General features: G+C 37.5%; 21 protein-coding genes and 1 pseudogene. All 22 read right to left on the bottom strand.

The features are described 5' to 3' along the window. Nucleotides 1–8: 8 nt before the first annotated feature. The gene (locus O3617_RS04485) at nucleotides 9–794 is read right to left on the bottom strand and encodes an ABC transporter ATP-binding protein (RefSeq protein ID WP_371448889.1); all 786 of its coding nucleotides are present in this window, start codon (nucleotides 792–794) and stop codon (nucleotides 9–11) included. 11 nt (nucleotides 795–805) lie between these two features. Beyond that, nucleotides 806–1,294, bottom strand: a complete 489-nt coding sequence (gene ilvN, locus O3617_RS04480; RefSeq protein WP_301833834.1) for an acetolactate synthase small subunit — start codon at nucleotides 1,292–1,294, stop codon at nucleotides 806–808. Then, nucleotides 1,294–3,003, bottom strand: coding sequence for a biosynthetic-type acetolactate synthase large subunit (gene ilvB, locus O3617_RS04475; RefSeq protein WP_371448887.1), 1,710 nt, complete (start codon nucleotides 3,001–3,003; stop codon nucleotides 1,294–1,296). The genes ilvN and ilvB overlap by 1 nt, the downstream gene beginning before the upstream one ends. Nucleotides 3,004–3,021: 18 nt before the next feature. Beyond that, complete coding sequence (gene ilvA / locus O3617_RS04470) at nucleotides 3,022–4,245, bottom strand: threonine ammonia-lyase (RefSeq protein WP_371448885.1); 1,224 nt, start codon at nucleotides 4,243–4,245, stop codon at nucleotides 3,022–3,024. A gap of 39 nt (nucleotides 4,246–4,284) precedes the next feature. Beyond that, nucleotides 4,285–5,955, bottom strand: a complete 1,671-nt coding sequence (gene ilvD, locus O3617_RS04465) for a dihydroxy-acid dehydratase (RefSeq protein ID WP_371448883.1) — start codon at nucleotides 5,953–5,955, stop codon at nucleotides 4,285–4,287. Nucleotides 5,956–6,469: 514 nt separating this feature from the next. Further along, a complete protein-coding gene (locus O3617_RS04460; RefSeq protein WP_016476513.1) occupies nucleotides 6,470–7,873 on the bottom strand; it encodes a DASS family sodium-coupled anion symporter in 1,404 nt (467 codons plus the stop codon). Further along, nucleotides 7,870–8,313 carry a cupin domain-containing protein gene (locus O3617_RS04455; RefSeq protein WP_005377848.1) on the bottom strand — a complete coding sequence of 148 codons (444 nt, stop codon included), beginning with the start codon at nucleotides 8,311–8,313 and terminating at the stop codon, nucleotides 7,870–7,872. The genes O3617_RS04460 and O3617_RS04455 overlap by 4 nt, the downstream gene beginning before the upstream one ends. Nucleotides 8,314–8,380: 67 nt before the next feature. After that, nucleotides 8,381–8,689, bottom strand: coding sequence for a heavy metal-associated domain-containing protein (locus tag O3617_RS04450; RefSeq protein WP_316599143.1), 309 nt, complete (start codon nucleotides 8,687–8,689; stop codon nucleotides 8,381–8,383). 11 nt (nucleotides 8,690–8,700) lie between these two features. Continuing rightward, nucleotides 8,701–8,943, bottom strand: a complete 243-nt coding sequence (locus tag O3617_RS04445) for a twin-arginine translocase TatA/TatE family subunit (RefSeq protein WP_005377864.1) — start codon at nucleotides 8,941–8,943, stop codon at nucleotides 8,701–8,703. A gap of 37 nt (nucleotides 8,944–8,980) precedes the next feature. Further along, a complete protein-coding gene (gene pgl / locus O3617_RS04440) occupies nucleotides 8,981–9,736 on the bottom strand; it encodes a 6-phosphogluconolactonase (protein ID WP_371448882.1) in 756 nt (251 codons plus the stop codon). 168 nt (nucleotides 9,737–9,904) lie between these two features. Beyond that, complete coding sequence (locus O3617_RS04435) at nucleotides 9,905–10,696, bottom strand: enoyl-CoA hydratase (RefSeq protein WP_371448880.1); 792 nt, start codon at nucleotides 10,694–10,696, stop codon at nucleotides 9,905–9,907. A 90-nt stretch (nucleotides 10,697–10,786) separates the two neighbouring features. After that, complete coding sequence (locus O3617_RS04430; RefSeq protein ID WP_371448879.1) at nucleotides 10,787–11,743, bottom strand: ribonuclease D; 957 nt, start codon at nucleotides 11,741–11,743, stop codon at nucleotides 10,787–10,789. 106 nt (nucleotides 11,744–11,849) lie between these two features. Next, on the bottom strand, nucleotides 11,850–12,242 hold the full coding sequence (gene rpsI, locus O3617_RS04425) for a 30S ribosomal protein S9 (protein WP_005377846.1): 393 nt from the start codon (nucleotides 12,240–12,242) through the stop codon (nucleotides 11,850–11,852). Between the two features lie 20 nt (nucleotides 12,243–12,262). After that, the gene (gene rplM, locus O3617_RS04420; protein ID WP_005381375.1) at nucleotides 12,263–12,703 is read right to left on the bottom strand and encodes a 50S ribosomal protein L13; all 441 of its coding nucleotides are present in this window, start codon (nucleotides 12,701–12,703) and stop codon (nucleotides 12,263–12,265) included. A gap of 970 nt (nucleotides 12,704–13,673) precedes the next feature. Beyond that, nucleotides 13,674–14,192, bottom strand: coding sequence for a hypothetical protein (locus O3617_RS04415; protein WP_371448877.1), 519 nt, complete (start codon nucleotides 14,190–14,192; stop codon nucleotides 13,674–13,676). Then, nucleotides 14,193–14,678 (bottom strand): hypothetical protein, encoded by a 486-nt coding sequence (locus O3617_RS04410; protein WP_371448876.1) that lies wholly within the window; start codon nucleotides 14,676–14,678, stop codon nucleotides 14,193–14,195. A 31-nt stretch (nucleotides 14,679–14,709) separates the two neighbouring features. Beyond that, nucleotides 14,710–15,576: a hypothetical protein gene (locus O3617_RS04405; protein WP_371448875.1), complete on the bottom strand. Its 867-nt coding sequence runs from the start codon at nucleotides 15,574–15,576 to the stop codon at nucleotides 14,710–14,712. 63 nt (nucleotides 15,577–15,639) lie between these two features. Beyond that, entirely contained in the window at nucleotides 15,640–16,503 is an 864-nt protein-coding gene (locus O3617_RS04400; protein WP_371448873.1) for a hypothetical protein, read from the bottom strand. 207 nt (nucleotides 16,504–16,710) lie between these two features. After that, nucleotides 16,711–16,884, bottom strand: a complete 174-nt coding sequence (locus O3617_RS04395; RefSeq protein ID WP_371448872.1) for a hypothetical protein — start codon at nucleotides 16,882–16,884, stop codon at nucleotides 16,711–16,713. A gap of 141 nt (nucleotides 16,885–17,025) precedes the next feature. Beyond that, a pseudogene (tnpA, locus tag O3617_RS04390) lies at nucleotides 17,026–17,492 on the bottom strand (IS200/IS605 family transposase). 603 nt (nucleotides 17,493–18,095) lie between these two features. Beyond that, on the bottom strand, nucleotides 18,096–19,079 hold the full coding sequence (locus O3617_RS04385; RefSeq protein ID WP_371448870.1) for a DUF805 domain-containing protein: 984 nt from the start codon (nucleotides 19,077–19,079) through the stop codon (nucleotides 18,096–18,098). After that, nucleotides 19,076–26,563 carry a hemagglutinin repeat-containing protein gene (locus tag O3617_RS04380; protein WP_371448869.1) on the bottom strand — a complete coding sequence of 2,496 codons (7,488 nt, stop codon included), beginning with the start codon at nucleotides 26,561–26,563 and terminating at the stop codon, nucleotides 19,076–19,078. The genes O3617_RS04385 and O3617_RS04380 overlap by 4 nt, the downstream gene beginning before the upstream one ends. Nucleotides 26,564–26,614 lie beyond the last annotated feature (51 nt).

The following is a 26,614-nucleotide window of genomic DNA, read 5'->3' as shown; positions in this document are numbered from 1 at the left end:
TTCATACCTTATTTAACGATAACCCAAGGGCGATCTTTTTCCCAGACGACAGATACATCGATACCGAAAATATCGGTCAAAATATCGTCGGTTAAGATGTCCTGTTTTTTGCCTTTATACACGATGAGACCATCTTTGATAATCGCTACATGTGTAATACTAGGCATAATTTCTTCGATTTGATGAGATACATAGATAAAAGGCTTTTTCTCATCCCGTGCCATGTTCTCCACGGTCCTTAAAAACTGCTCACGAGCCGGTAAATCAAGACCAGAGCAAGGTTCATCAAGTATGAGTAAATCAGGATCTGCCATGATGGCACGCGCTAATAGGACACGACGTTGTTCGCCAACGGATAAGGTGGAGAATTTATGGCCTTCCAAATAGGAAATTTTAAATTCTTCCATTAGTTCTGCCGCTTTTTTTCGCTGTTCTTCAGTAACGTCCTTATAGACGCCGATGGTGTTGAACGCACCAGAAATAACGACATTTTCTACCAATTGACGATCTAGGGTAGATTGAAATTGACCCAATGTGGCACTCACAAAACCTAGTCGATTTTTAATCTTCACCCATGCATATTTGCCAAATTCATGGCCAAATACACGTAATAGACCTGTCGTAGGGATTTGATAGGCTGGAATCATGCTGAGCATCGTCGATTTACCCGCCCCGTTAAGACCTAAAAGAGCCCAGTTTTCGCCTTCTTCCACGTGCCAGTCTACGCCTTTTAGAATTTCTCGACCATCGCGACGAAACTTGACATCTTCATAGTGTAGTACTTCACTACTCACATCATCATCTCCTACATTTTTTCTCCACGACTCATTGCGGTAATACCAGTTTTTGCGATTTCAAGGATACCATAGGTTTCCATAATTTGAATAAAACCGCGTAGCTTTTCAACACTACCGATAACCTCGATAATCATAGAAGTAGGAGAAATGTCGAGTACATTGCCGCGGTATACATCGGCAATTTGTACAATTTGAGACCGTGTAGTAGCCGTTGCTTTCACCTTGATAAGCATCAATTCACGACATACCACATCATGGTCTTCAAATACTTTAACCTTAACCACATCAATGAGCTTATAAATTTGCTTTTGAATTTGGTCCAAGATGCGATCATCGGCCTCAACAGTGAGAGTAATGCGCGCATAGCCCGGTGTATTCGTAATACCAGATGTCATTTTTGTAACGTTAAAGCCACGGCGATTAAAGAGTGCCAAAATACGGGCACCAATACCTGCTGTATTCTTAGCGATGACTAAGACTTGATGTTCTCTCGCCATTATAGCACCCCTTTCTTGCCCATCATGCCACTCACAGTGCCACCGGCTGGGATCATTGGCAATACATTATCCTCGCGTTCAACGCGGCAATCCAATACGATGCTTTCATCAGCGGTAATATAGGATTTGAAATCCTTGTTAAATGTTTCAACAGAATCTAGGCGAGCTGCTTTCAAATCAAAAGCATCAGCTAATTTTAAGAAATCAGGGCTCACTTCTAAATCTACATAGGAGTAGCGTCGATTATTAAAGATTTGTTGCCATTGACGGACCATGCCAAGGTATCCATTGTTGATGATGACAATCTTAATTGGTAAATTGTACTGACGAACCATCATGAGTTCTTCACAGGTCATTTGGAAACCGCCATCGCCAACAACGAGGATGACTTGTTTGTTAGGAGCTCCCACTTGAGCACCGATGGCAGCTGGCAAGCCATAGCCCATTGTACCAGCACCACCAGAGGTTACGATGGTATGTGGAGCCTTATGCGTCAAGAACTGAGCCGCCCACATTTGATGTTGGCCTACATCGGTTACAATGATAGCATCATCCTTAGCAAATTTATTGAGTTCAGATAATACATATTGTGGGTGTAACTCGCCATGAGTTGATTCAGGAACAACCATAGGATATTCTTGTTGCCATTCTCGAATTTGTGTAATCCAAGATTCATGTGTAGTAGGTTCAACTAACGTGTTTAATTCGGTTAACACTCGTTTTAAATCGCCTACGATTGGTACGTTAATGGTAACGTTTTTATCGATTTCAGCAGGATCAATATCGATATGAATGATCTTCGCTTTTTTACAGAAGAAATCAGGATGACCTGTAATGCGGTCATGAAAACGAATCCCGGCTGCAATGACAAGGTCTGCGTCTTCTGTACAATTATTAGCCGCTACAGAGCCATGCATACCGACCATGCCAAGAGCTAACTCATGATTGCCAGGAAATCCACCAAGACCTACCAAGGTATTAGCTACAGGAATTTGAGCCTTTTCGGCCAATTCCTTAAGTTCTGCCATAGCACCGGATTTTAATACACCTGCACCAGCAATAATAAGAGGACGTTTCGCATTCTTAATAAGTGTTGCAGCCTTTTTAATTTGACCTTGATGCCCTTTATAGGTTGGATCATACCCTTCAAGATGAATTGGTACATCATACAATTTATTGTATTCGGACATGGATATTTTTTCAGTTTGAATATCCTTAGGAATATCAATCAATACAGGACCCGGACGGCCTGTACCAGCAATGAAATACGCTTCTTTGATAATTCGTGGCAAGTCGTGAATATCTTGCACAAGATAGTTATGCTTAGTAATAGGCATTGTAATACCTTGAATATCCGCTTCTTGGAAAGAATCCTTACCAATCAGTGCACGTCCTACTTGCCCTGTAATGGCCACCATAGGTACAGAATCCATATAAGCAGTCATAATGCCTGTTACGAGGTTCGTTGCACCAGGGCCAGAGGTAGCGAGGCACACGCCTACTTTACCGGATACGCGCGCATAACCATCGGCTGCATGAGCAGCGCCTTGTTCATGGCGTACGAAATAATGTTTAATTTCAGGGAAGCTATAAATTTCATCATAAATTGGGATTACGGCACCACCTGGGTAGCCGAATATATCGGTTACGCCAAGGCGATGCAATGTTTCTAGGACAATGCGTGCCCCATTGATTGTGTCTGCGCTCATAGGAACCCTTTCAACCAGCTATTCGGATAAAATCTCGCTGGAATTTAAACGTTTAATGATATAACCATTCTTTTTAAAAGTATCAATAATACTTTGAATATGTTCTTCACCATTCGTTTCTACAGTCACTTGTAATTCCACTTCGTGGAAGCGATCAAGATTTTTAAACTGATTATGGTCAAGTTTAATAACATTGGCATCTGCAGCTGCTAGCATTTCAGACACAGCAACCAATTGGCCTGGTTTATCTGGAAGATTTACAGAGAATGTAAAGATACGTCCACGCAATACGAGACCTTTATTAATCATAGAGGAAATGGTAAGAACGTCAATATTACCACCGCTGACAATGGCTACCACCTTTTTGTCTTTGCAGTCTAATTTTTTTAGACCTGCCAATGGTAAAATACCAGAGTTTTCTGCTACCAATTTATGTTTTTCAACGAGTAACAAAAAAGCTTCCATCAATTCATAATCGGATACGGTAACGATTTCATCTACGTATTGTTTGATATAGTCTAGTGTAGTATCACCGATTAGACGTACTGCAGTGCCGTCCGCAATAGTAGCTACTTCATCTAATGGTACTGGTTTACCAGCTTTAAGGGCTGCTAATGCACTAGCAGCACCTTCTGGTTCTACACCGATTACTTTGATGCTAGGATTTTTCAACTTAGCGGCTGCTGCGATGCCGGATACGATACCGCCACCACCTACTGGAACAAGTAATACATCCGCATCAGGCAATTCCTCAAGAACTTCAAGGGCAATAGTCCCTTGGCCTTCGATGACATCTTCATCATCAAAAGGATGGACGAACACATAGCCATATTCTTGTTGCAATTCCATCGCCTTTTGGTACGCTTCATCATAAATCTCACCGGATAGTACGACCTCAGCACCATATTGTTTGGTCGCATTCACCTTGATAAGAGGCGTATGTTTAGGCATGACGATAGTCGCCTTAATGCCAAGGCGTTTAGCCGCAAGGGCCACGCCTTGTGCATGGTTACCAGCAGACGCGGCAATAACACCGCGTGCCTTTTCCTCTTCTGTCAATTTAGCAATTTTATTGTATGCGCCACGCACCTTAAAGGAACCTGTTATTTGTAAGTTTTCTGGCTTGATATACACATCATTGCCACTCTCTTCAGAGAACACATCGCTATGAAGCAGTTTAGTTTTTACCGTAATCGTGCTTAACCGTTCACGGGCTTCCATAAAATCATATAACTTATGCATAAGACACCTACTCTTGTAGTAATAATAATACCGCTCTAATTAGTCTTCCAAAATTTCGATGGCACCTTGTGCTGCAGAAGAAACATGAAGAGCATATTTTTTAAGGTATCCAGTTACATTAGATTTGAATGGTTTCAATGCAGCCTTACGACGAGCAATTTCATCATCGGATACAGCTAATTCTAATTTGCCATTAGGAATATCGATGTTGATGATATCGCCATCTTGAACAATAGCGATTGTGCCACCTGCAGCCGCTTCTGGAGATACGTGACCAATGGATGCACCACGTGTAGCACCTGAGAAACGACCATCAGTCAATAAAGCTACATCTTTATCGAGACCCATACCAGCGATCATGGATGTTGGTGTCAACATTTCGCGCATACCAGGACCACCTTTAGGACCTTCATAACGGATAACTACAACATCGCCTTTTACGATTTTGCCACCAGTAATAGCTTCTACCGCTTCTTCTTCGCTGTCGAATACCTTGGCTGGACCAGAGTGAACGAGCATTTCATCATCAACAGCACCCGCTTTTACAACGGAACCATCTACGGCAAGATTGCCTTTCAATACGGCGATACCACCTGTTTCATGAACAGGATTATTCCAAGGGTGAATTACATCTTCATCATATACATGAGCTACATCTGCGATTTCACCTTGTGTTTTAAGAGCTACAGTTTTGCAGTCCTTATTGAGGTGACCATTATCAGCCAAGCGTTTCAATACAGCGGATACACCACCAGCATAGTACAAGTCTTCGATGAAGTATTTACCGGATGGAGACAATTTGGACAATTGAGGAATTTCTTGGGCGATGCGTGCAAAATCATCAAGTGTTAAATCGATACCCGCTTCGTGAGCGATAGCTGGCAAATGAAGTGCTGTATTAGAGGAACCACCCAAAGCCATATCTAGAGCTACTGCATTTTCAAAGGCTTCGCGTGTCATAATGTCTTTAGGACGAAGGTTTGCTTTCAATACCTCTACTGCTTGCATACCTGCTAATTTAGCAAGACGTAAACGTTCAGAGTATACTGCTGGAATTGTACCATTACCAGGAAGGCCCATACCAAGAGCTTCTGTTAAGCAGTTCATTGTATTAGCTGTGTACATACCAGAGCAAGAACCACATGTAGGACATGCGGTATTTTCGATTTCAGCTAACTCAGCATCACCCATTTCACCAGTTTGATGTTTACCTACTGCTTCAAATACATCAGACAAACCGATTTTTTTGCCATTGTGTACGCCTGCAAGCATAGCACCACCGGATACGAATACGGATGGAATGTTTAGACGAGCTGCAGATATCAACATACCAGGTACTACTTTATCGCAGTTTGGAATGAATACCATAGCATCAAATGGTGTTGCCATAGCTGTTGCTTCGATGGAATCAGCGATGATATTACGAGTTACCAAGGAGTATTTCATACCGATGTGGTTCATCGCCAAGCCGTCACAAATACCAATTGTATTGAACTCGATTGGCACACCACCTGCGTTGCGGATACCGTCTTTTACGGCTTGTACAATATTTTTCAAGCCCACATGACCAGGAATGATTTCATTGAAGGAATTGGCAATACCAATGACCGGTCTACCTAATTCTTCGTCTACGAAACCGAGTGCTTTTAATAAAGATCTGTGTGGTGCACGTGCTACGCCTGTTTTTAAATTGTCACTTCTACAACTCATGATATTCTCCTCACTTCTTTTGAAAGTATCCACTTGGACGGCTTTCACAATGAATAAAAAAAGACGATTCCAAAGAACCGTCTTAAAAGTTTACAAATGATATTCCTTTTGTTTACAGAATTCCTAAATACATACATAACAACCTATGTACCCCATGGTATATATACAAATAAGAAACACTATAGTCAAATCTTATTGATTGTATATTAAACCATTCGCGGAACTTTTAAGACAAAAACGTGTTAAGTTGTTGTTCATAATTCGAATGTTTTTAATAATCACGACCAGCGCGATAATCAACAAGCTAATGACTAAACCGAACATGTTTCCTCCTAAAATAATCTGTAACGATAAACCTATAATAACACGTTCTATAGTGTCATGCAATAAATATTCTATAGATTTATTATATTTTTTTTATGAAGTTCACCATACCCAATAGCTATACCCATATATGTTTATGCACCAATATTGGATATACAAAAATCCCCCGCCGTAGCGAGGGATTTATATATTATAAAATACCGAACAGCCACATACCAAATGTACCAGCCCAGAAGTGAATCATAAAACTTACTACAGAAATAGCAAGACCTACGCGCCACCATGTGCCTTGAGGTACATAGCCTGCACCAAAGAAGATTGGTGTTACACCAGAGCTATAATGCGTTAATGTACAGCCAGGGCTATTCATCAAACCAAAGAGCAAGATGGTAAATGGAATCGGCGCACCCATGGCAACCAAAATGGCTGCAAAGGCGGAGAATAATGCGGTAATACGCGCCGTACCACTAGCAAAGAAGTATTGAGAGTATACGAAGGTTGCAGAGATAATAAAGGATGCCCAGAACCAATCAATACCTACGAGATGTTGACTTACAAAATTAGCAAACACAGCCACTACACCAAGTTTACCAAGCAGGCCAGCCATACCAACGAGGGTTCCCATCCAAATGAGGATATCCCAACCGGTGCGTTCACCTAATATGTCTTCCCATGTAAGGGAGCCAGTTACAACACAAGCAAGAACACCCATCATAGCAACTACTGTAGGATGTAACTTTGTCCAAATCGCCGTAGCCCAAAGCAAAATACACAGGATAAAGATAATAGCCACAGAAATTTCAGATTTCGTAATTGGCCCAAGTGCATTTAATTCCTTTTGTGCCATCTCAGCCGCCTCTGGTGTTTCTTTGATTTCTGGCGGATAGATTTTATAGATAAACCATGGCATCAAAATCATACAAATCACACCAGGGATGACACCCGCTTGGAACCATTCCCACCAAGAAATATCATAACCAAATAATTTTGCACCTAAGGATGTGATCAATAGGTTACCGCTACAAGCAGTTAAAAAGATTGTTACTGTAATTGTATTAATGGTGTGGGCCGTCGTCATCAAGTACGCCCCTATGCGACGTGCTGTATTGCCATGAGGCTCAGAGTCAAAAGCAAGGGAAATATTTTGGACGATTGGAAAAATGATACCGCCCCCACGCGCCGTATTAGATGGCGTAGCTGGAGAGATAATCAAATCCGTACAAGCTAAGGCATAGGCTAATTTCAGAGAACTTGTACCAAAGGCACGAATTAATGTGTATGCAATGCGCTTACCGAGGCCGGAATTAATAATACCTCTAGAAAAGAATACGGCTGCTACGATAAGCCACACATTAGCCTCTGCATAGCCACCCAAAGCTTGCACCATCGTAATAGAGCTCGTTGCCACAGCAGCAACAATGCCAAAGAGTGCCATAATGCCCGTCGGCCAAGGGCGCAAAATAAAACCAACAATCGTAGCCGTAAAGATAGCCAACAAATGCCAACCTTCAGGCTTAATCGCCTCTGTATGAGGCAAAAACCAAATAATCAGGCCAATCAAAACGGTTAAGGCCGCTCGTGTCCATGTACTCATAGTCCCTCCAAAAATTCCTTAATCTTAGGCTTTTGACGCAATGTCTCCATTTGTTCATCAGTCAATAATTTAACCTTATCTCGGTCTTTATTAACAAGGCAGAAAAATCCTATATAGTCGCCTTTGTTGGCTCTAAATTGATGAATTGTATTACCTGGGATTTCAATAAAGTCCCCTTGTGCTACATCATAAATTTCATCACCTAGTAAAAGCTGCCCCTTACCACGGCCAATCATAACCATATGTGTATGCTCATGATACTCTAACGTAGAGTAGCCCCCGGGCAAACATTCAAAATAACGGAATTGGCAGGGAATGTCATAAGCCCCATCATATAGCACTTGTCGTGTTACATCCTTAAAAGGACTACCATCTTGTTTATACACCAAGGTATCAACGCCATCCCATTTAAAATTTTCCGAATCAAACTTGCGTATCATCTCATCACCTCACAATACAAAAAGGGCTGTATCGAAACGATGTTTCAATACAGCTCTATGAATTCGATTATTTAAAGAGACGTTTAATCGTACCTAGTAAACCATGGCTATGTTTACGAACACCATCAGCCACGGACTCTACATCAAATCCAGTTCGTTCAATAGCTGTTGTAATCGTTTCAACAGATACCTTTGCTGGATCAAAAGATACAGTAGCCGTTTTATTTGGCAAATCAACTTCGGAGCTAAGTACGCCTTCTAGGCCTAATGTAGCACCTTCTACTGTTTCCTTACAATTATTACACATCATACCAGGTACAGTGAATACCTTTGTTACAACGCCATTATCTTCACCACAACCGCAATCTTTGCACATAATAATACCTCCTAATCATTAGCTTCCTTATGTTTTTCATCATTTTTAGCCCCAGCTGTCACATCGATAGTGGTAGCAGATTTAACGGCTTCCTTTGTTTCATCGACAGCTTTCTTTGGGCCGGAAAGAGCATCTTTAAATTCATTGATACCCTTACCAATCGCTTTACCCACTTCAGGCAATTTACCAGGTCCGAAGATAACTAGAGCAATCACTAAAATAACTATTAATTCAGGTGTTCCTATAGACCCCATTTGTATCTCCTTTTATATTTACTTAATACTATACTCTTCAGTTTACATCATTATACGCATCTTTGTCCACATACCACGTCATAGGTTCTTGTGAAAGCACCGCCCCCGGCAGTACACGGCCGATACGTTTATCCCATGATGTATCTTCATAATCCTCACGTTGGTATAAAACCTTTGTAAGGGCAGTCCGTTTACTTTCACCAGTCACAGTGAACCAAAGGACATCTGTTTTCGCCAAAAAGGAGAAGGTCATGGAAATGCGTTCCCACACCTTGCCATCCTCAACGGGCACAACGTTGCGATCTGCTACACGCAGTGCATGAGAACCCGCAAAAAGTCCTGCTGTATGACCATCCTCACCAAGATCCAGGATTGCTAAATCTAGGCCAGATTTTTTACAAGCCTTAAGAACATTGCCTATTTCTTTCTCGTACTCGTCAGCTGCCTCTATAACAGTTTTCGAATTGGTGTTAATAGGAAAGAAATGGGCTGCCCCCTTCGCCTTACAAAGCAGATATGGTTTTACACGGTTGAAATAATTATCTTCATGAGACTGAGGCAAAAATCGCTCATCAGTCCAGACAAAAAATATTCGTTCCCAGTTAACACGCTCAATGTACTCAGCGGAGTTCAATGTTTCTAACAAACCATTGATGACTGTGCCACCCGTGATACCTACAATGCATGTTTCGGTGCGGCTAATTTCTTCATTGGTAAAAGCAATAAAATCCTCCGCCAATGCAGCGACCACATCACTAGGACCGTCATAACATTTAATTGTATCTTGAGCCATAAAATATGGACCTCCTAAAACTATCTCAATAGTTCTATTATATACGTTTTGTCAATGTCTGAAAAGAAAAAACCGATGTAACACACTATATGAGCTACATCGGTTCTAATGATATGGGTATTTTGTTCTAATTTATATACTATTTAGCACATTATATTATAAATAATATTACTTTTGGCCAAATTTAGGACGACGGCGTTCTGTAAAGGCAAGAACACCTTCTTTAAAGTCCTCAGAAAGACCTAATTCGCATTGGTTTTCTACTTCAAATTTCTTGTATTCTTCCCAGCCAGCTAAGAAGCTTTTCCACATCATTTCCTTCATAACACGATACGATTTTGCAGGGCCTTTCGCTAATTTTTCAACAACGCGTCGTGTAGCAGTTTCTAAATCCTCTGGTTCACAAACTTTATACACGAAACCAAGTTCTTTACCTTTTTCAGCGGAAACCGCTTCACCAGTCATGACAATGTGCATAGCACGATTCATACCAATGGATCTAGTCAACAAGAATAAACCACCTGCATCAGGTGCAAGACCTACGTTTACGAAGGCTTGAATAAAGCGCACATTATTAGCAGCTACCACAAAATCTGCAGCCAATGCCATATTAAATGCCGCACCTGCTGCAGCTCCTTGAAGGCTCATAATAACAGGTTTAGGTAAGCGTTTCATAGCCATAGAAATTTCGGCTACGAGCTCAACGATTTCAAATAAGGACTCTGTATCACCATCGTTTACGGCGCGTTCCATTTCAGTTAAATCGCCACCGGCAGAAAATACCTTGCCCTCAGCATTGATGAGCAATGCACGCACACTTTCATCGTTATGAGCCTTATCTAAAACCTCAAGGATCTCCTTGCACATTTCGATGTTAAAACCATTCGCCACTTTAGGGCGATTAAATGTCAATGTACCGATACCATTATCTACTACATACTGAATTGTATTATAAATCATATGAATTCTCCTATATGAAAATTATCATTCGAAAATATTCGATTATATATCTTTATTATAGGAAAATTAAATGGGGATGTAAATGTAAAATTACTCCTTTTCACTAAACCCTATATTAAATAGATTTTCAAATTGAGTAATAGATTCTGGCAAAATAGCTTTATACTCCCGATAAAATTCTTGTAGTTCCTCAGGGGTAATCGCAATAACATTCTTCATTTCTTCTGACTTTTTAACCCCCGGTGCATATAAGTAAATATAATAACCTTTATCCTCAAACTCCTTGAAAGCAAGAGCATCTAATTCACTTGCTTTCGGACCTTTAACTTGTACAACAGCCTTTTTAACATTATTTACATCACGAGAAATCAATTGACACTCAATTTTCACAGTTGTTGATTTATTAGCAATAGAATTAGAAAGAAGATAGTATCCTTTTACAATTTGAAGATAAGAAATTACCAATTCCTCCAATTCAAAATCAGGTAGATTCTCTATTACATTATTCGCTATAGCTAAATTAAGAGCATAGTAATTCTTACCAGATAATTTATTAAATACAAATTTAGAGTATTCGATGATAGCTGGATAATATAATTTCTGAACAATTCCACCTCTTGCCCGATTAAACGATGCTTTTATCTGACCAGGTACTTCAAGCCCGAATTCATAAGCTTCAACAGGTAAAATCGCACCTATATCTAACTCTTTATTTAAATAGGCCTTAGCAGGAGTTTTTACTCGACAAATCCAATACACACCATTTAGATCTCTCGTCCAAAATAGATCATTTACACAAGCCGACTTAAAAGTATTTAAAGCTGGATTTAATCGTCGATTTTGTCCATGTACATACTCCACTACGGTATCATAAAACGCAGAGTAGTCATCAGATTCAAAATCAACACAACTCCAACCTATAGCTAAAAATTGATCTTTATCATGATCATGTAAGCAGAATTTAATTAATTTCTCCCGTTGCTCTGTAGCTGTTTTTAAATTAATCCTTGTAACGTAATCCTTTTTATATGTGTTATTATTTCCCATACTGTTTCCCCTTAACAAATAAAATATATTTACACTATACCATAAATTAAACGCAAAAAACACCTGCAGACATTGTCTGCAGGTGTAATATCCTGTTTTCCAAATATTAACGTTTGGAGAATTGGCTTGCTTTGCGGGCTTTTTTAAGACCGTATTTTTTACGTTCTTTCATACGTGGGTCACGAGTCAAGAAACCAGCTTTTTTCAAAGATTGACGAAGTTCGCCATCTACGTCCAATAACGCACGGGAGATACCGTGACGAATTGCACCAGCTTGACCGGAAGGACCGCCACCAGCTACAGTTGCGATTACATCGTATTGTTCAACTGTGTTAGTCAAATTCAAAGGTTGTTTTACGATCAATTCCAAAGTTTGGCGACCGAAATATTCATTAAGTTCACGTTTGTTAACAGTGATTTTACCTGTGCCCGGTACCAGACGAACTCTAGCAACGGAAGATTTTCTACGACCAGTGCCGTAATATTGTGCTACTGCCATTATATGTTCCTCCCTCTAGATTATCGTACGGAAATTTCTAATACTTCTGGTTTTTGAGCTGCATGTGGATGCTCAGGACCAGCGTATACATTTAATTTACGGTATTGTTGTGCACCCAATTTGTTTTTTGGAAGCATACCACGAACTGCCATTTCAACAACACGTTCAGGTTGTTTTTCAAGCATCATGGATAATTTAGTGAAACGGGAACCACCTGGGTAACCAGAGTGACGGAAGTATTCCTTTTGTTCCAATTTTTTACCAGTTACGCGAATTTTTTCTGCGTTTACAACGATCACATGGTCACCAGTGTCTACGTGTGGTGTGAAAGTTGGTTTATTTTTGCCCCGAAGAACTTTTGCAACTTCGGCAGCAAGGCGTCCTAAAGTTTTACCTTCAGCGTCAACAACATACCATTTCCGTTCGATTGTGTTCGGATTGGCCATAAATGTAGTTTTCATGCTGCATATCCTCCTAATAACGTCATAATTCTACCAAAATCAGCTTGTCCTTTGCTTCCGGGGCTAATGGAAACACGACTAAAGCTTACTCAAAATAGTATACAGATTTTATGGGGTTGTGTCAATTAAAAGTTACTATGATTTTTACCTTTGTAGAAGATAGATTTTATATTTACTTTCATTTAATTGAAAAATCTAAACATTCAAAATTAAGTACCAAACCATGTCCCTGTAACAAGCCGATATAATAAATACAAAACCATTATTAAAAACAACATCCCACTAATAAGCCTAAAAATAAATATCATAACTGGACTTTCATTATAACTGTTATCGGGAGAATATAGGCCTAATAGCAAAGGATTGTATATGCCAATTCCAGTTACAACTACCCCAAATATACAGGTATAAAACTGTGGATCAATATTCTTAAAAAAAATGAACAAATCTTTCATAAAATATTATCCTCCGTAGTTTTTCAGTAAATCAGAAACTTTAGTATAAACCTTATCCTCTTCAGATTTATCTCCTATAATTGAATTCTTAAATTAATATATTTCTTAGTACCCGCTTTAATATTGGCTCGCACACTTACAGGACCAAGTTTAGTCTGAGCACCCAACTCCGGTCCAGCTTCAAAGGTAGCATAAATATATTTAGTATTGTTATAATTCTATTTTGCCGCCGACAAAATATATTACACTGCCACTCTTGGCATTTTTAAGCTTTTCACTTGTATTTGTTGCCGCTTGTAAAGATACACCATTAGAAGCCACTAAATTGACTGTTTTATCTGAAATTGTTTCACTAATATCTTTAATAATCGCATGAAATAAATCTTGACATATTTACAACATCTTCTCATACCTCAAACTAACGGAAAATAAAAGGTCGCTATAGCATTAAATCCTTCAGCATTACATATTACTGATGATTAGACTATAACGTCCTTTTTAGGAAAAAAGTACTATCAAATGCTAATTAAATTTAACACTCTATCTAGCCACATCTTATGCCCTGAATTATAACTTAATGTCGAATAAATGTTTGGTGTAATTAATTTATCTATATAATACTTATCTTTATCTGATAAAGTATTAACAGTCTCTATATTATTACCATATAGCAACATTAATTGTGCATTACTTATGTACTGTTCAAACAAAGGGGCCTCATTATAAATCATGCGCATCTTATTTGATTCTACATCAATAATATAAACGGCTCGTTCACCTAATACATAAAGTGTTTTATCCTCCAATAATTTGGCATAAACGCTCACTTCAAGTGTTATATTCTTACTCCTATCCTCTAACTCAACCACTGGATATCGACTAAATTGATAGTTACCAATTACAACGATTTCCTTACTAGGATTTTGATAAAAATTTAGTGTAGCTCCAGAGAATATGTATAAACTAAAACTTAATATGGCTACAATCCCTATCATTACTCTTATATCAAAAATATATTTGAATTTTCTCATCACTTAATTTCCAATTAATAAATCAAACCACTGTTTATCAATGTCACGTAAACGTCCGTAATCAAATATTTGATCACTGGCTTTTATAGCTCTTTTTACTTTAGTTTTATCAATCTTTGTAAGTTGAGACAAAATGATAACCGAATCACCAGATTCTTCAAATATTGAATTGATAATTTGCTCATGGATATCATTCTTCTTATATGGATTTGGATAAAACGAGATTTCTATAAAGGATAATTTATTTTCAAATATATAGACACCATATTCACCAACAACATAGGTCTTGGTGTTTGACGAAGTAGCACCATAAACAAAAGACTCTATATTCTTTTGATTATATGCATTATAAATCCCACCATCTGCTAGTACCACATATTTGCCCAAACCAATAATTTGTATAGAATTATCACTATTTAATTCCGAAAAAAATAAAGTATATACTTGAATTAAAAGACATACAAATAAACTTACTAAAATAGATTTCACAAACAATACTTTGATACTAACCCCCCCTATACTACTGAATTCTATTAAGAAATCTAGAATTAGCCGTATTATTTACACTATTCATATAGGCCTCAACTTTATATGCTGGAAGCGTTAATTTTATTGGCTCTGTAGTCCAGTAAAATGGACTATATCTACCACCAGCTTCCAGTTCTGCTACAGGTTTTTGAACATTTATCGCATTAGGTCCAATAGCTCGACTAATATGATTATCATATCCATCTGAGAACTGAATTGTTACTAAATAGTCTTTTGTATTTGCATCATATCTAACTGTAGTCAATGCAGTAAATTTACCAGCTAAATAATATTGCTCTGAAATAAGTGGGTTTTCAGCTTCATAACTATCCGACCATGTTTTCATTGAATTTGCAACACCCCCAACACGTTCACTGTTAATAATTGTATTATTAACAATCTCTAAGATTTTACTATCATATTGAAGCATAGCCTTTGCAACATTAGATTCAGCACCATATGTAACTAAATCATAAGTATGCATTTTTTTATCTTCACCTAATATACTACGCTTACTAACAGCAATAATACCATATTGTCCAACTAATGCTTCGCGATTATTAGATAAAAATGTATTTAATGCATCCACAGTAGATGGACCATACGATGCCATTTTAGGAGTCCAATATTCTCGTAAAGAATTTTCAGCTTTTTCTAAATCTTTTACTGTTAATTTATTGGCAAGTACTTTATAGAGTTTCTCATTATGCTCCTTATTATTCGCCTTAAAGAATCTATTGATATTTTTCTCCATAGTCTCATCTCTCAATTGTTTGACTGACTCTGTTAGTTTAAATCGATCAATATTACCGTTTTTATCTTCACCATAAACTACATTTGAAACCGAATGTAGTTTCATCCCTGCTTTTATTAGACTTTCTCTTGCCGATTGGTCGAGTTTCGAGTACACAACACTATTATCTTATGTATCGTATTTTAAACTGAAATGTCCTTCTACAGAATGTAATTGCCCATTATATTTTATGAATGTTTCACCTATATCCGTCCCATCTCCGATAAAATTATCACCATAATAATACCAAACAATTGCTCCTCTAGGTAAATCAGACTCCCTTACTTCTACGACATTGGTCATATCATCAATAGCTTTATAGAAACGATAACTACCATCTTTTTGTTTAATTGCCTGATATTTTGCCTCTGGTACAATCTTGCCATTAATCTTCATCGCGCCTTGATAGTTCCATTTAGTCCCGTATTGTGCTTCAGCTGCACCTGTCACTGGTGAATAGCCTAAACTACCATTTACAGCAGCACCTAATAAAGCACTTAATGTTTGAGCTACATCAAGTTTTTCTTTTGCAATTTTTTGAATTTCTCCAATTAATGCTTCATTCGTAGCCCCAGCATAAAAAACACTACCCGGTTTATTTCCTGCCATACGAGCAGATACTTCAGCGACTACACCATGGGCTATTGCTTTTGCCGCTTTACCTTCTTTTGTTTTCGGTTCCCAATAATGCAATTGTTCAAATGCATCTTTAGCAAAGAGTCGGGCTAATTCCTGTCGTTCCTCTACTTTCTTCTTATCAAAAATCTTGTCTAGTTTATTAAGACTATTAGCGGTATCTCTGGATATAGTACGCATATCTACAGATTCATCATGCACAGTTATTGTACCATCAGCAATAGCAGATTTAGTAGTGCTATGTACGGAATCCCTCGATTCAGGTAATAATTTCGGTAAAAGTCCTAACAAATTATATACCGCATCTTGTCCCGCTTGGCTCAGAGACTTAAAGTTTCCTATATGATTATAACTCACACCGGTATTCTTCGAGGAATACTCAGCCGTACTTTCTATATCTTTCATAACTAAGTGACCGGTAGATACTGTATTCTTTTCTGCAGCAGCTTTACTGTCAATAACGGCCCCTTCTAATATAGTAGTACCTTTTGTAGTAATTGTATAACCATTCTTACCTGCAAAGATACTGGCTTGCTCCGTTACACCGGCATAATTAGCTGTTATTCAAGAAGGTGCGTATGATACTTTCTCGGTATTTTCTCTTTGCATACCTTTATTATAGTTAGCATCAAATCCTAAGACACCGCCACCATTCATACTTAGATTAGCTCCTACAGACCATCTTTTTGTATCATTATTTTCTGTTTTACGATGAAAACCTCCATCTGGCGATACCAATCAGAACCACCCGTAAAACGGGTGGTTTGCTCACGGGCTATAAGCCCGTAGTACTAGGCCAGCGTCTAAAGGCACTGGCTTTCACTACGTTCAAGCCGCATAGCTATTAACTCGTAGCCTTCCCCTCAAAGAGGATATGTATTACTTGCTACCCTTAAAAGTGTTCTCATATTCTTTTACACTTAACTTAACTTATCCTTCATTTGGTCATATAACTCTTGCTCACGTATATATTTTCTTACTGTTGCCTCATTTAGACCTACTGTACTAACATAATATCCCTCGGACCAAAAGTATCTATTTCCATATTTATACTTTAAGTTTGCGTGTTTATCGAACATCGTAAGTGCACTTTTACCTTTTAAATATCCCATAAAAGATGATACTGCTATTTTAGGTGGGATTAATACTAACATATGCACATGATCTGCCATGAGATCCCCTTCTATAATCTTGACGCCCTTATATTCACATAAACGCCTCAATATTTCACGTAAACTATTTCTATATTGATTATATATAACTTTACGTCTATACTTAGGTGTAAATACTATGTGGTATTTGCATAACCATTTTATGTGCACAAGACTCTGTGTCTTTGTTGCCATATAAAATCACCTTTCTTTTGCATATAATGCGGCTTGAACACCTACATTATACTTAAGCAAGGTGATTTTTTGTATAACTTTCGTTGCCGCACCCGCATAGCGGGTGGTTTTATGATTCGCGACTACGTCACGAACCAGTCTAAAGACAATAAAAAAACTCGCCCATGACAATATAACGTCAAGGACGAGTCTATAGTTCTATTCTTATACAATTATTAGAAAATACTTGTATTATGCTATAAATCGCGATACCACCTTGTTTGAATGCAGTGCATTCCCCTTTCGCAGGATACTAACATATCCCTCACGACTAACGCTCGTGTGACGTCGCACCATACTAGGAATGAAAGCTCATTCTGTTCCATGCGCCCTCGGTGGTCCATTTAATAAGCTACGTACTACGGGTTCTCAGCTAATCCCGCTCTCTGTGAGTGCATTTCCTATTTTTATCTCCACCTCATCGGTTTCTTTTAGGCGAGTATAAAATTATAATCTGATTATAATGTTTCTATAGAATGAAAGTCAAGAAGTTTTAATTTCTGATTGTTGTTCAGCCATAGAAAGATCTTTAACATACAATCTCATATCTCCATATTTTATGTATCATAATGCATAATAAAAAATACTGTTACTTTCTTTATCATATAACGCAGAGGTTTTATTATACAACAAATACAATACATATATATTGCTAATAGGGACAAATAAGTCAATAATCCAAAATATACTACTATTGCTATCTCTCAAACGTCTAAAGATCATGATGATAATAGTATATATAAGATAAACGTATAAAGCATATCGCAGAGCATAGTTTTCGATATTATAATTTAATATCATATTGTATATTATAAACGCTATATATACATTAAAAAGATTCCATTGACGAACTGTGCTTCGTCCATTAGGCCAAAGACTGTCAATTAATATGCTTTTATAAAGATCTGTTAAAAGAGGCCTTTTATCTTGGCGACTATAAAAAGAGTTTATAGCTTTAATTTGAGAGGTAGTTAAATCATTACGCTCACCCCAGAGTACATCTATAACCTTATTATCAAAAATTATTCCCTTAAGTTCAACATTATTATCTCTTAACCAAAGTTTCCTCGGTACTACAGAAAACAACAACATTGAACACAAAAGACATGGATAGAATAAATCTGGTACATCAACGCCCCATAATATAATATTGTTGGACTCAAAAATAGCTTTTCCGTAAGAAAGGTCAAAATGCTTTCCACCCAATAATATCAATAGTAAAACCACAGTAATTATGATATTTACCCAATGAAATTGCACTTTATTGTAATAATTCAAGCTACCATAATTTGTAAAAGCTACAAAAAGAACATAAATAACTGTGCCCACATAATATATAATGTCATAAATTTCTTGAGTATATACTATCTCCGGAAGAGTAGATAAAACAAAGATATTTATTCCTATACCAATAAACACCAATAAGTTTATAGAAAGGTATGTCTGTATATTGATTGTAAATAAATTTATTGTCTTTAACCATTGAATTAAAGATAATAATTCAAATTTAAACTTTATTAATTCAGAATATAAAAGCTGTCTCATCATTCTTCATCCACTTTATTATGTCTATAAATATCATCAAAAATCTTAGTTGGAAGAACATTCCAACGTTCATCGCCATCAAGAATTTCATATTTATGAGTGACACTGTCAACTTTTTTTATTAAACTTTTTGTTTTTCTATTTACATCATAATAAAAATTCCCTTCATTTGGATGAGCATTATGATATGCCATGGCAACTAACTCTTCCGCTTTAGCATTATTAGTCTTTTCTCTAACTGCAGATATAGCTTCTTTTGTTGCAACAGATTCGATTTCTGTTCTATAAGTAATAGGAACATCAACTTGTATAAGAGTATCCCCACCAGGAAATCTTTTCAAAATCGGTTTATCTATCTTAAAACCAGATTGCCAATAATCATTACTTTTCCGTCCCATAACAGGTACAAGTGGCACCTTTAGAATTGATTTAACCGTTACTTTCTCTCCAGTTATCATTTCTTTAGGTTGGAAAAGATTGACAAGATCACGCACAGTAACGCTACCTTTTATAGTTGCTTCACTACCAATAAAAATTCTATCATCAGAAGACATTCCTTCAACAACTTTTAAACTAGCCTCACCTATACCTTTTCTTAATCCTAATCCAAAATACCCTTCATTATCCGCACCTATACGTTGCATTTTTTCATATTCTTTTTGATACTCACTCCTACCTACAATCATAAAAGCACCAGTTTGGCTTAATTCTGACTTATATTTCGGATATTTAACAGATTGCACCCAAAACTTTCCATCATTAAATACAACTTTATAATCATCTGCAAGGTTCCGAGGAATACGCTTTTCCATTATTATTCGATATATAACGTAACTTGGAGCAACATGCCTTACATCAATATTATCTAAACTATACTTAACCCTTTCACCTTGTACCTTTCTCCAAAAAGATGGACTAGCTTTTGTATAAAAATCCGTTGCAAAAATATTGCCATTATACTCCCCCAACTCATATCGAGATACTTCACCAGATGATACAAGCCTAGCAGTAGCGGGATTATCCATATATTCATTTGTAACTCTAACAGGAATATCTTTCCCATTATAAACAACCATATCCGCTGGAATAGTAACAAGATTATTCACATTAAGGATGTTAGTAAAACTATTATTTAAATAATAATCATAGTGTTTAATATCATAACTCTCCCCATTCTTATTAATAGCTACATATCTATACTCTTTGGTTATTGGATCAATCCCATATAATATTAGCCATTCATTCTCTCTTATATTATCTAAGGTTATATCTTTACCATGTACTTCAATACTTTTCCCTTGTTTTAATGCCTCTATTTTTTCCTTAATACCTTGTATAGTCTGATATTCATTCCACTTAGTCCCATATTGTGCCTCAGCTGCACCTGTCACTGGTGAATGGCCTAAACTACCATTTACAGCAGCACCTAGTAAAGCACTTAATGTTTGAGCTACATCAGGTTTTTCTTTGGCAATTTTTTGAATTTCTCCAATTAATGCTTCATTGGTAGCACTAGCATAAAAACCACTACCCGGTTTATTTCCTGCCATACGAGCAGATACTTCAGCGACTACACCATGGGCTATTGCTTTCGCAGCTTTACCTTCTTTAGAGGTTGGATTCCAATTATGTAATTGTCCAAAGGCTTCTTTTGCAAATAACTTAGATAATTCTTGACGTTCTTCTATTTTCTTTTTATCAAAGATTTCATCAAGCTTATTCAAGCTATCTTTTGTATCTCGAGACAGTGTTTGCATATTAAAGTTAGCGTCTCGTACTTCTATTGTACCATTTGAAATAGCAGATTTTGTAGTGGAAGAACTAGATTTGCTAGAATCTGGCAACAGATTAGGTAATTTCCCTAATGTATTCCACACAGCATCTTGCCCCGCTTTACTTAGATTCTTAAACTCACCGACGTGATTATAACTCATGCCTACATTACGAGATGTATATTCAGCCTTATTTTCAATATCTTTAACAACTAATGATCCAGTAGATAAATTATTTTTATTAGAGTCTGCTACACTATCTATAACAGCCCCAGTTAATGATGTTGTTTTAGCCGTATTAATTACAAATCCACCGTCACCTGCATATATACCAGCTTGATCAGTAACACTCGTATAATCACTTTTCATTTTTCCGTTGCTTGAACTCATAGATACATTACTTAAAGAACCCGCATTTGTAGATACACTAAACCCTTTATTAGAGCTTTCACCTACATATGTTTTTGTATCTTGTAAGCTATCAATAGAAAGATTGCCACCTACGTTTGCTGTTACAGATTTACCAATTACCTTGGAACCACTGATATGGGTGTCCTTTCCAGATGTAATAGCAACAGCATCTGTACCTACAACAGTAGTACCAGTATGTGTTGTTACCTTTGTGTTACTCTTTTCTTTTGCAGCATTAGCACTTGCATCAAATCCAAGTATACCACCTCCAGTAACACTAATATTAGCTCCAACAGACCAGCCTTTACTCTTAGCATTTTCAAGCTTTTCACTTGTATTCGTTGCTGCTTGTAAAGATACATCATTAGAAGCCACTAGATTTACTGTTTTACCTGAAATCGTTTCACCAACAGCTTTAATATTACCCTTGATAGAGTCTGCACTATTAGCCTCAATGGTAATATCTCCATTACTTTCAATAGTACCACCATCAAATGTATTTGCCTCATAGGAAGACGCACTTCGACTACTACTAGAGCCAATGCTTACACGAATATTTACAAGATTATCTGCTTTAGCACGTTTCTTAGTTTTATATCCAGCTTTGTCATTTTCTAAATCAGCTAACTCTGCATTTCCTTTACTTATATTGGCTTCGCCTACTTGAGTTTTATACTCAGCAACATTTGCTGTTGCTGTATTCGCATATCGATTCATAAGAGAAGCATTTTTTAGCTCTTGTGCAGATGTTATTTGGGCTTGACCGAGCTCTTTTAATTCAGTCCCCTTCTTTAACACAGAACCTGCAGTATAGCTTGTGTAATCATGGATATTCGTCGCTGCCGTTTTAAGTTCTTTACCAGCTTCCATATATTCTAGTGCGGCTAAACGTTTATCTTCACGACCTTTAGCTTTTTGTTGTAATCCATAGGCCGTATTAATAGCACTTGCTACAGAGCCGCCAAGACTAACTGTAAGACCGGAAGACTTATATTCATGACTTTCTTTAGACAGGTAATGATTTTCCTTTCCATCTAATAGTATATCTTGTCCACTAAGTCTAATACCTTTATCCGCTGTAATATCTGTCGTAGTCAAATGAACTGTATCACCAGCTTGTACAGTAACCTCACCATTAGTAGATCCTAAAGTAGTAGCTTTATGAGTCGTTTCATCGATAGAGTAGTTATCTTTAGATTGCTTTTTACCAATCATGATACCCATGCCAGCACCCATAATACCAGATTTTTTTACATCTTTAGATGCGGTACTTAGCGTATGCTCTGCTGCGGCATCAGTTATTACATTATGACCGGCTAATACAGATGTGCCCGCAGTACTTACTACATTAGAGGATGTAAGTGTCACATCGTTATTAGCACCCACTACAACAGTATGGCCACTAAGTGTACTCATTAATGCATGTTTAGATTCATCATGAGTCTTAATTTTAGTTTCTTTCTTATTAAGGAACCCTTTTTCTTTATATGTTAACGCAAAGGCATCTTTAGATTCACTATATCCATTTTCAATAGATACGTCATGTTCACCAATCACCTTTACAGCACCGGAATCACTGCTAACAGTCAAATTACGAGCCTTAACATCATGTTTGGCACCTATAGATACATGTCCGCCAGCCTCTATTGTCGTTCCTAGTTCAGTTTGACGATAGGTTCGTAAATAATTATCCCCATCTTGAGTCATATCTTTTTTAGCAGTAAGAGTATCTGTAGTGCTATTAATATCATGTCCAGCGGTAATAGCGATAGCGCCATCTTTACCTAACGCTTCAATAGTCGCACCACCTAGGTTTACATCATTACCAGCAGATACAATCATAACACCTGTATCACCAGTTACAGCCATACCGGCTGTTTTATGTATTACATCTTGGTTTGTTAAATGCGCAATAGAATTGTTAAAGGTAATATCCTTTTTTGCTTGTAGTTCTACAGCATCACGGCCAACAATTTGACCTTGTTGGTAAATAGTTCTATCCGATTGCAAACCAACTTTGTCTGCATTAATATGACCGCCATTAATAATATCTTGGTTAGATGCAAGAACTACTGTTTTACCTTGAATAGCACCTTCATTACGAATACTGTTTTTTGCATTCATGATCAATGTATTAGCACTTATTAATGTTCCATCAGTATGCAACTGTAAGCCATGACTTTGTTTAAGATATACTTTAGGATAGATTACCTCAACAGGTTTACCCTCTATCATAACAACATCTTTTACAAGCCAGACCATATCACTAGTTAAACTAGCGACTTGTTCTGCTGTCAGCGCTACACCTGGAACAATACCATGTTGCTTAGCATAGGCAACACCGGCATCCATGAGAGCTTTATATTGGCTTTCATCATCTGTATACCCATCAAGAAATCTATACCCTGTTCCAGATACAATCTGCTGTCTAACCAAGGTCTGCTCATACAAACCATCGCCTAGTCGTTTTTCAATATTTTCAGGCTTCGTTTTCATCTCTCGATACATATAATCAGAAGATAAAAAAGCTTTTTTATTCGTAAATTGTGGATCTGTTTCTACTACATAGTTAGTAGTGCTTTCAGGGTGTATTCTATACAAAGATTCTGTAGGCAATGCCAAAACGTTCGTTCCCGCATTTGGTTTAGATGTATCATTACTACTATCTTGTGCAAATGGATTTAAAAAATCTTGTACCTCTTTACGGTGATTAGCCCCTACTTCACCTTTTGCCTTATCATTTTTATCTTCTTTCTTAGCAACCCCAAGTGCTATTGGATTTTCTTTATTCACTTGTGGTGTCATAAACACTTGACCCTTATAACCTCGACGCCAAGATTTATGAGGAAATTTACGCTTATATCTATGGGTTACTTCAGTAGTCCCAAAAGTATTTGTTACTTCTTGATTTTCCTTTGCAACTTGATTAATTGCTCCAGTAGTAGCTAACGTACCACCTACAACCATTTGACTATTTTCATTAGTACCAGTTCCGGTGAATGACATATCTCCACCAAAGCGTACAACACCTGGTGTACTATTTTTTACTTCTTCATGAGAAGTCATAGTCTTAGTTCGAATTATAGTATAATCATCTATTTTTTCATTAGCCACACCAGAAATCTGTTGGTTATATAGTTTAGCCTTTTCATTATGAGCTTTAATTTTATCATTTAATGATGCCAAAATAGGCTTAAACTGTGCATCCCACGCCTCTTGTTCAGGACCTGCTTTTTGAGGGCGCTCTGTCGTCATAGATGTAATGCCAAACTCCTTAAAAATGGGGTCATCATAGGCATATGATGGTACTTTTGTACCAATATATTCTGCTGGAATTGGTGCTTCGCCAGCCGCTTGTTCTTCAGGTGTAATTTGTTCTACAGTAACATATTCTGCAGCCTCGTATATAGGCATTGGTGCCTTACTACTATAACTATGATAGGCACCATAGCCACTGTTCAATGATCTAAATTCAGACTTTTTAAACGTTTGGCCCCGCTCGCTATGATTTTTGTCTGTAATCAAGATTTGGTCTTCTTGCGCTGTAAGCATAGCGTCATTACTTTCACCAGAAAGGCCTTTTTCAATTTCAGGGCTAACACGTTTTGCGGTAAAGGAGGAATTCTTATTTTGGTAGTCTTTACTTCGAATGACACCATTGCCCATTCCGTCAATAGTACCACCTATGTTGTGTAATGTATCACGACCGTCTAGCGTCATAGTACCACCACTATATATAAGAGACTTTTCTCTATTCAAAATAGAGTCCGCCTCAATAGTTACATCTTCTCGACCTGCAATAGTACTCCCTTTATGAGCAGATAAATCCTCTTGTACTAACTTAACAGCTTTTAGTTTTTCATCATATACTTTGGATAGTTCTTTGATTCGGTTCAAATAGTTATCTTGTTCAGTTTTTGATGTAAAAGTTGTAGTATCTACAGCATAGGCTGCTTCAAGCTTATCTTCTGCTGCTTTCATATCTGCCATAGCGGCATCTAATTTAGATTCTAACGCTACATTCTTGCGGTTTTCGAATACCTTGGTTTGTATTGCTATCTTCCCACCATAAATGCGACCATTCTCTGTATTATGTAATTCTTTACTATTAATTGTTGTAGTATCACCAGATATAATCACTGCATCAGTATTACGAACGGTACCTGCCACAACAGACAAGGAACCCTTACTTGTAACAGCGCCTTGTATGTTAACACCGGCTGCAATTGTATTTTTGTTAGTTAAGGATTCTTCTACCTGAATATGTCCATTATTAACAGATGTAATATGCCCTGTATTAGTTAGCTCTTTTGTTTCTAATCCTAACTCTCCACCAGAGGCAATTATCTTTGTATTCTGTATAGAGTCTGCTTTAATCGTAAGACTCTTATCAGATTGAAGTGTACCATTAACAGATAGATGACCATTAGCATCTACTGAAACAGACTGAGTGCCTGCTACTACACCATTAAGATTAACACCTACACCAGCTTCGGTGCCAACCATAGTAATATGATTCGCGTACATCCCACCTACTGCTGCTACATCCAAACCAATCGTTGGTTTTGTTTCAACAGTTGAAGCCTCTAAAGCTGTAGCCTTTAAGTTGTTAGCATCAATGTGATTTTGTCCTGTACGAGTATTAAGTGTTTTTGCCCAAACACCTGCATTTACATCAATAGTTCGTGCCAAGATAGACACAGAATCTGCACGTTTCCCATCAAGGCCTTTACCTTCAATAGAAACATTTCCTTGTTCTACGCGGTAATGTTGTAAATTTCCAGCATCATCTAATTCTGGTTTACCTGTAGTTAACACAGCATGATCTGTATTAAGGAAGCCCCCACCATTAACTGTAATGCCATTAGGGTTAGCAACCACAACGGAGGCTTTTTGCCCCGCTACTTCTAAATAGCCACTCATAGATGTTGGTGCATCTGATGTAACTTGGTTTACGATGACCTTTGCAGTACCATTCACCATGTTACTATTACCTTGCACATAACCAGCAAGTTCCGTTTTACTCGTTACATATGAGTTATTTAGAATAGCACCCTGTTTCTCAACATTAAATTGGTCATACTTATTCATAGAGACGCCACCATTAGTAGGTGCCGTAATATTAACCAATGGAATGTGATTAGCTGTTTCCTGAACTAATGGTCGTTCAGTAATAGCAGCATTATTATCCGGTATAATCGGTGCCGCCAATACCAACGATTGAGAGGCGACAAATATACCAAAAGTGAGCCAAGACAGTATCTTTCGTCCTAGCCTACGTCGTTCTTGATTTGTTTTACACATACAACTCTCCAATTATATAAATACTAGCTCAACACATGCTAGCTCAACACA

The organism is Veillonella sp. 27098_8_77 (assembly GCF_041431535.1).
Lineage (GTDB): Bacteria > Bacillota > Negativicutes > Veillonellales > Veillonellaceae > Veillonella.
The sequence above is the reverse complement of the archived record's forward strand: the minus strand, read 5'-3'. Positions and strand labels throughout refer to the sequence as shown.

Coding starts and splice junctions, on each gene's coding strand:
- rplM (WP_005381375.1), bottom strand. CDS start 12,703: ATGAAAACTACATTTATGGCCAATCCGAACACAATCGAACGGAAATGG.
- rpsI (WP_005377846.1), bottom strand. CDS start 12,242: ATGGCAGTAGCACAATATTACGGCACTGGTCGTAGAAAATCTTCCGTT.
- O3617_RS04450 (WP_316599143.1), bottom strand. CDS start 8,689: ATGTGCAAAGATTGCGGTTGTGGTGAAGATAATGGCGTTGTAACAAAG.
- ilvB (WP_371448887.1), bottom strand. CDS start 3,003: ATGAGCGCAGACACAATCAATGGGGCACGCATTGTCCTAGAAACATTG.
- O3617_RS04445 (WP_005377864.1), bottom strand. CDS start 8,943: ATGGGGTCTATAGGAACACCTGAATTAATAGTTATTTTAGTGATTGCT.
- O3617_RS04460 (WP_016476513.1), bottom strand. CDS start 7,873: ATGAGTACATGGACACGAGCGGCCTTAACCGTTTTGATTGGCCTGATT.
- O3617_RS04455 (WP_005377848.1), bottom strand. CDS start 8,313: ATGATACGCAAGTTTGATTCGGAAAATTTTAAATGGGATGGCGTTGAT.
- ilvA (WP_371448885.1), bottom strand. CDS start 4,245: ATGCATAAGTTATATGATTTTATGGAAGCCCGTGAACGGTTAAGCACG.
- O3617_RS04405 (WP_371448875.1), bottom strand. CDS start 15,576: ATGAAACTACATTCGGTTTCAAATGTAGTTTATGGTGAAGATAAAAAC.
- O3617_RS04430 (WP_371448879.1), bottom strand. CDS start 11,743: ATGGGAAATAATAACACATATAAAAAGGATTACGTTACAAGGATTAAT.
- ilvN (WP_301833834.1), bottom strand. CDS start 1,294: ATGGCGAGAGAACATCAAGTCTTAGTCATCGCTAAGAATACAGCAGGT.
- O3617_RS04380 (WP_371448869.1), bottom strand. CDS start 26,563: ATGTGTAAAACAAATCAAGAACGACGTAGGCTAGGACGAAAGATACTG.
- pgl (WP_371448882.1), bottom strand. CDS start 9,736: ATGGCTCAAGATACAATTAAATGTTATGACGGTCCTAGTGATGTGGTC.
- ilvD (WP_371448883.1), bottom strand. CDS start 5,955: ATGAGTTGTAGAAGTGACAATTTAAAAACAGGCGTAGCACGTGCACCA.
- O3617_RS04435 (WP_371448880.1), bottom strand. CDS start 10,696: ATGATTTATAATACAATTCAGTATGTAGTAGATAATGGTATCGGTACA.
- O3617_RS04385 (WP_371448870.1), bottom strand. CDS start 19,079: ATGATGAGACAGCTTTTATATTCTGAATTAATAAAGTTTAAATTTGAA.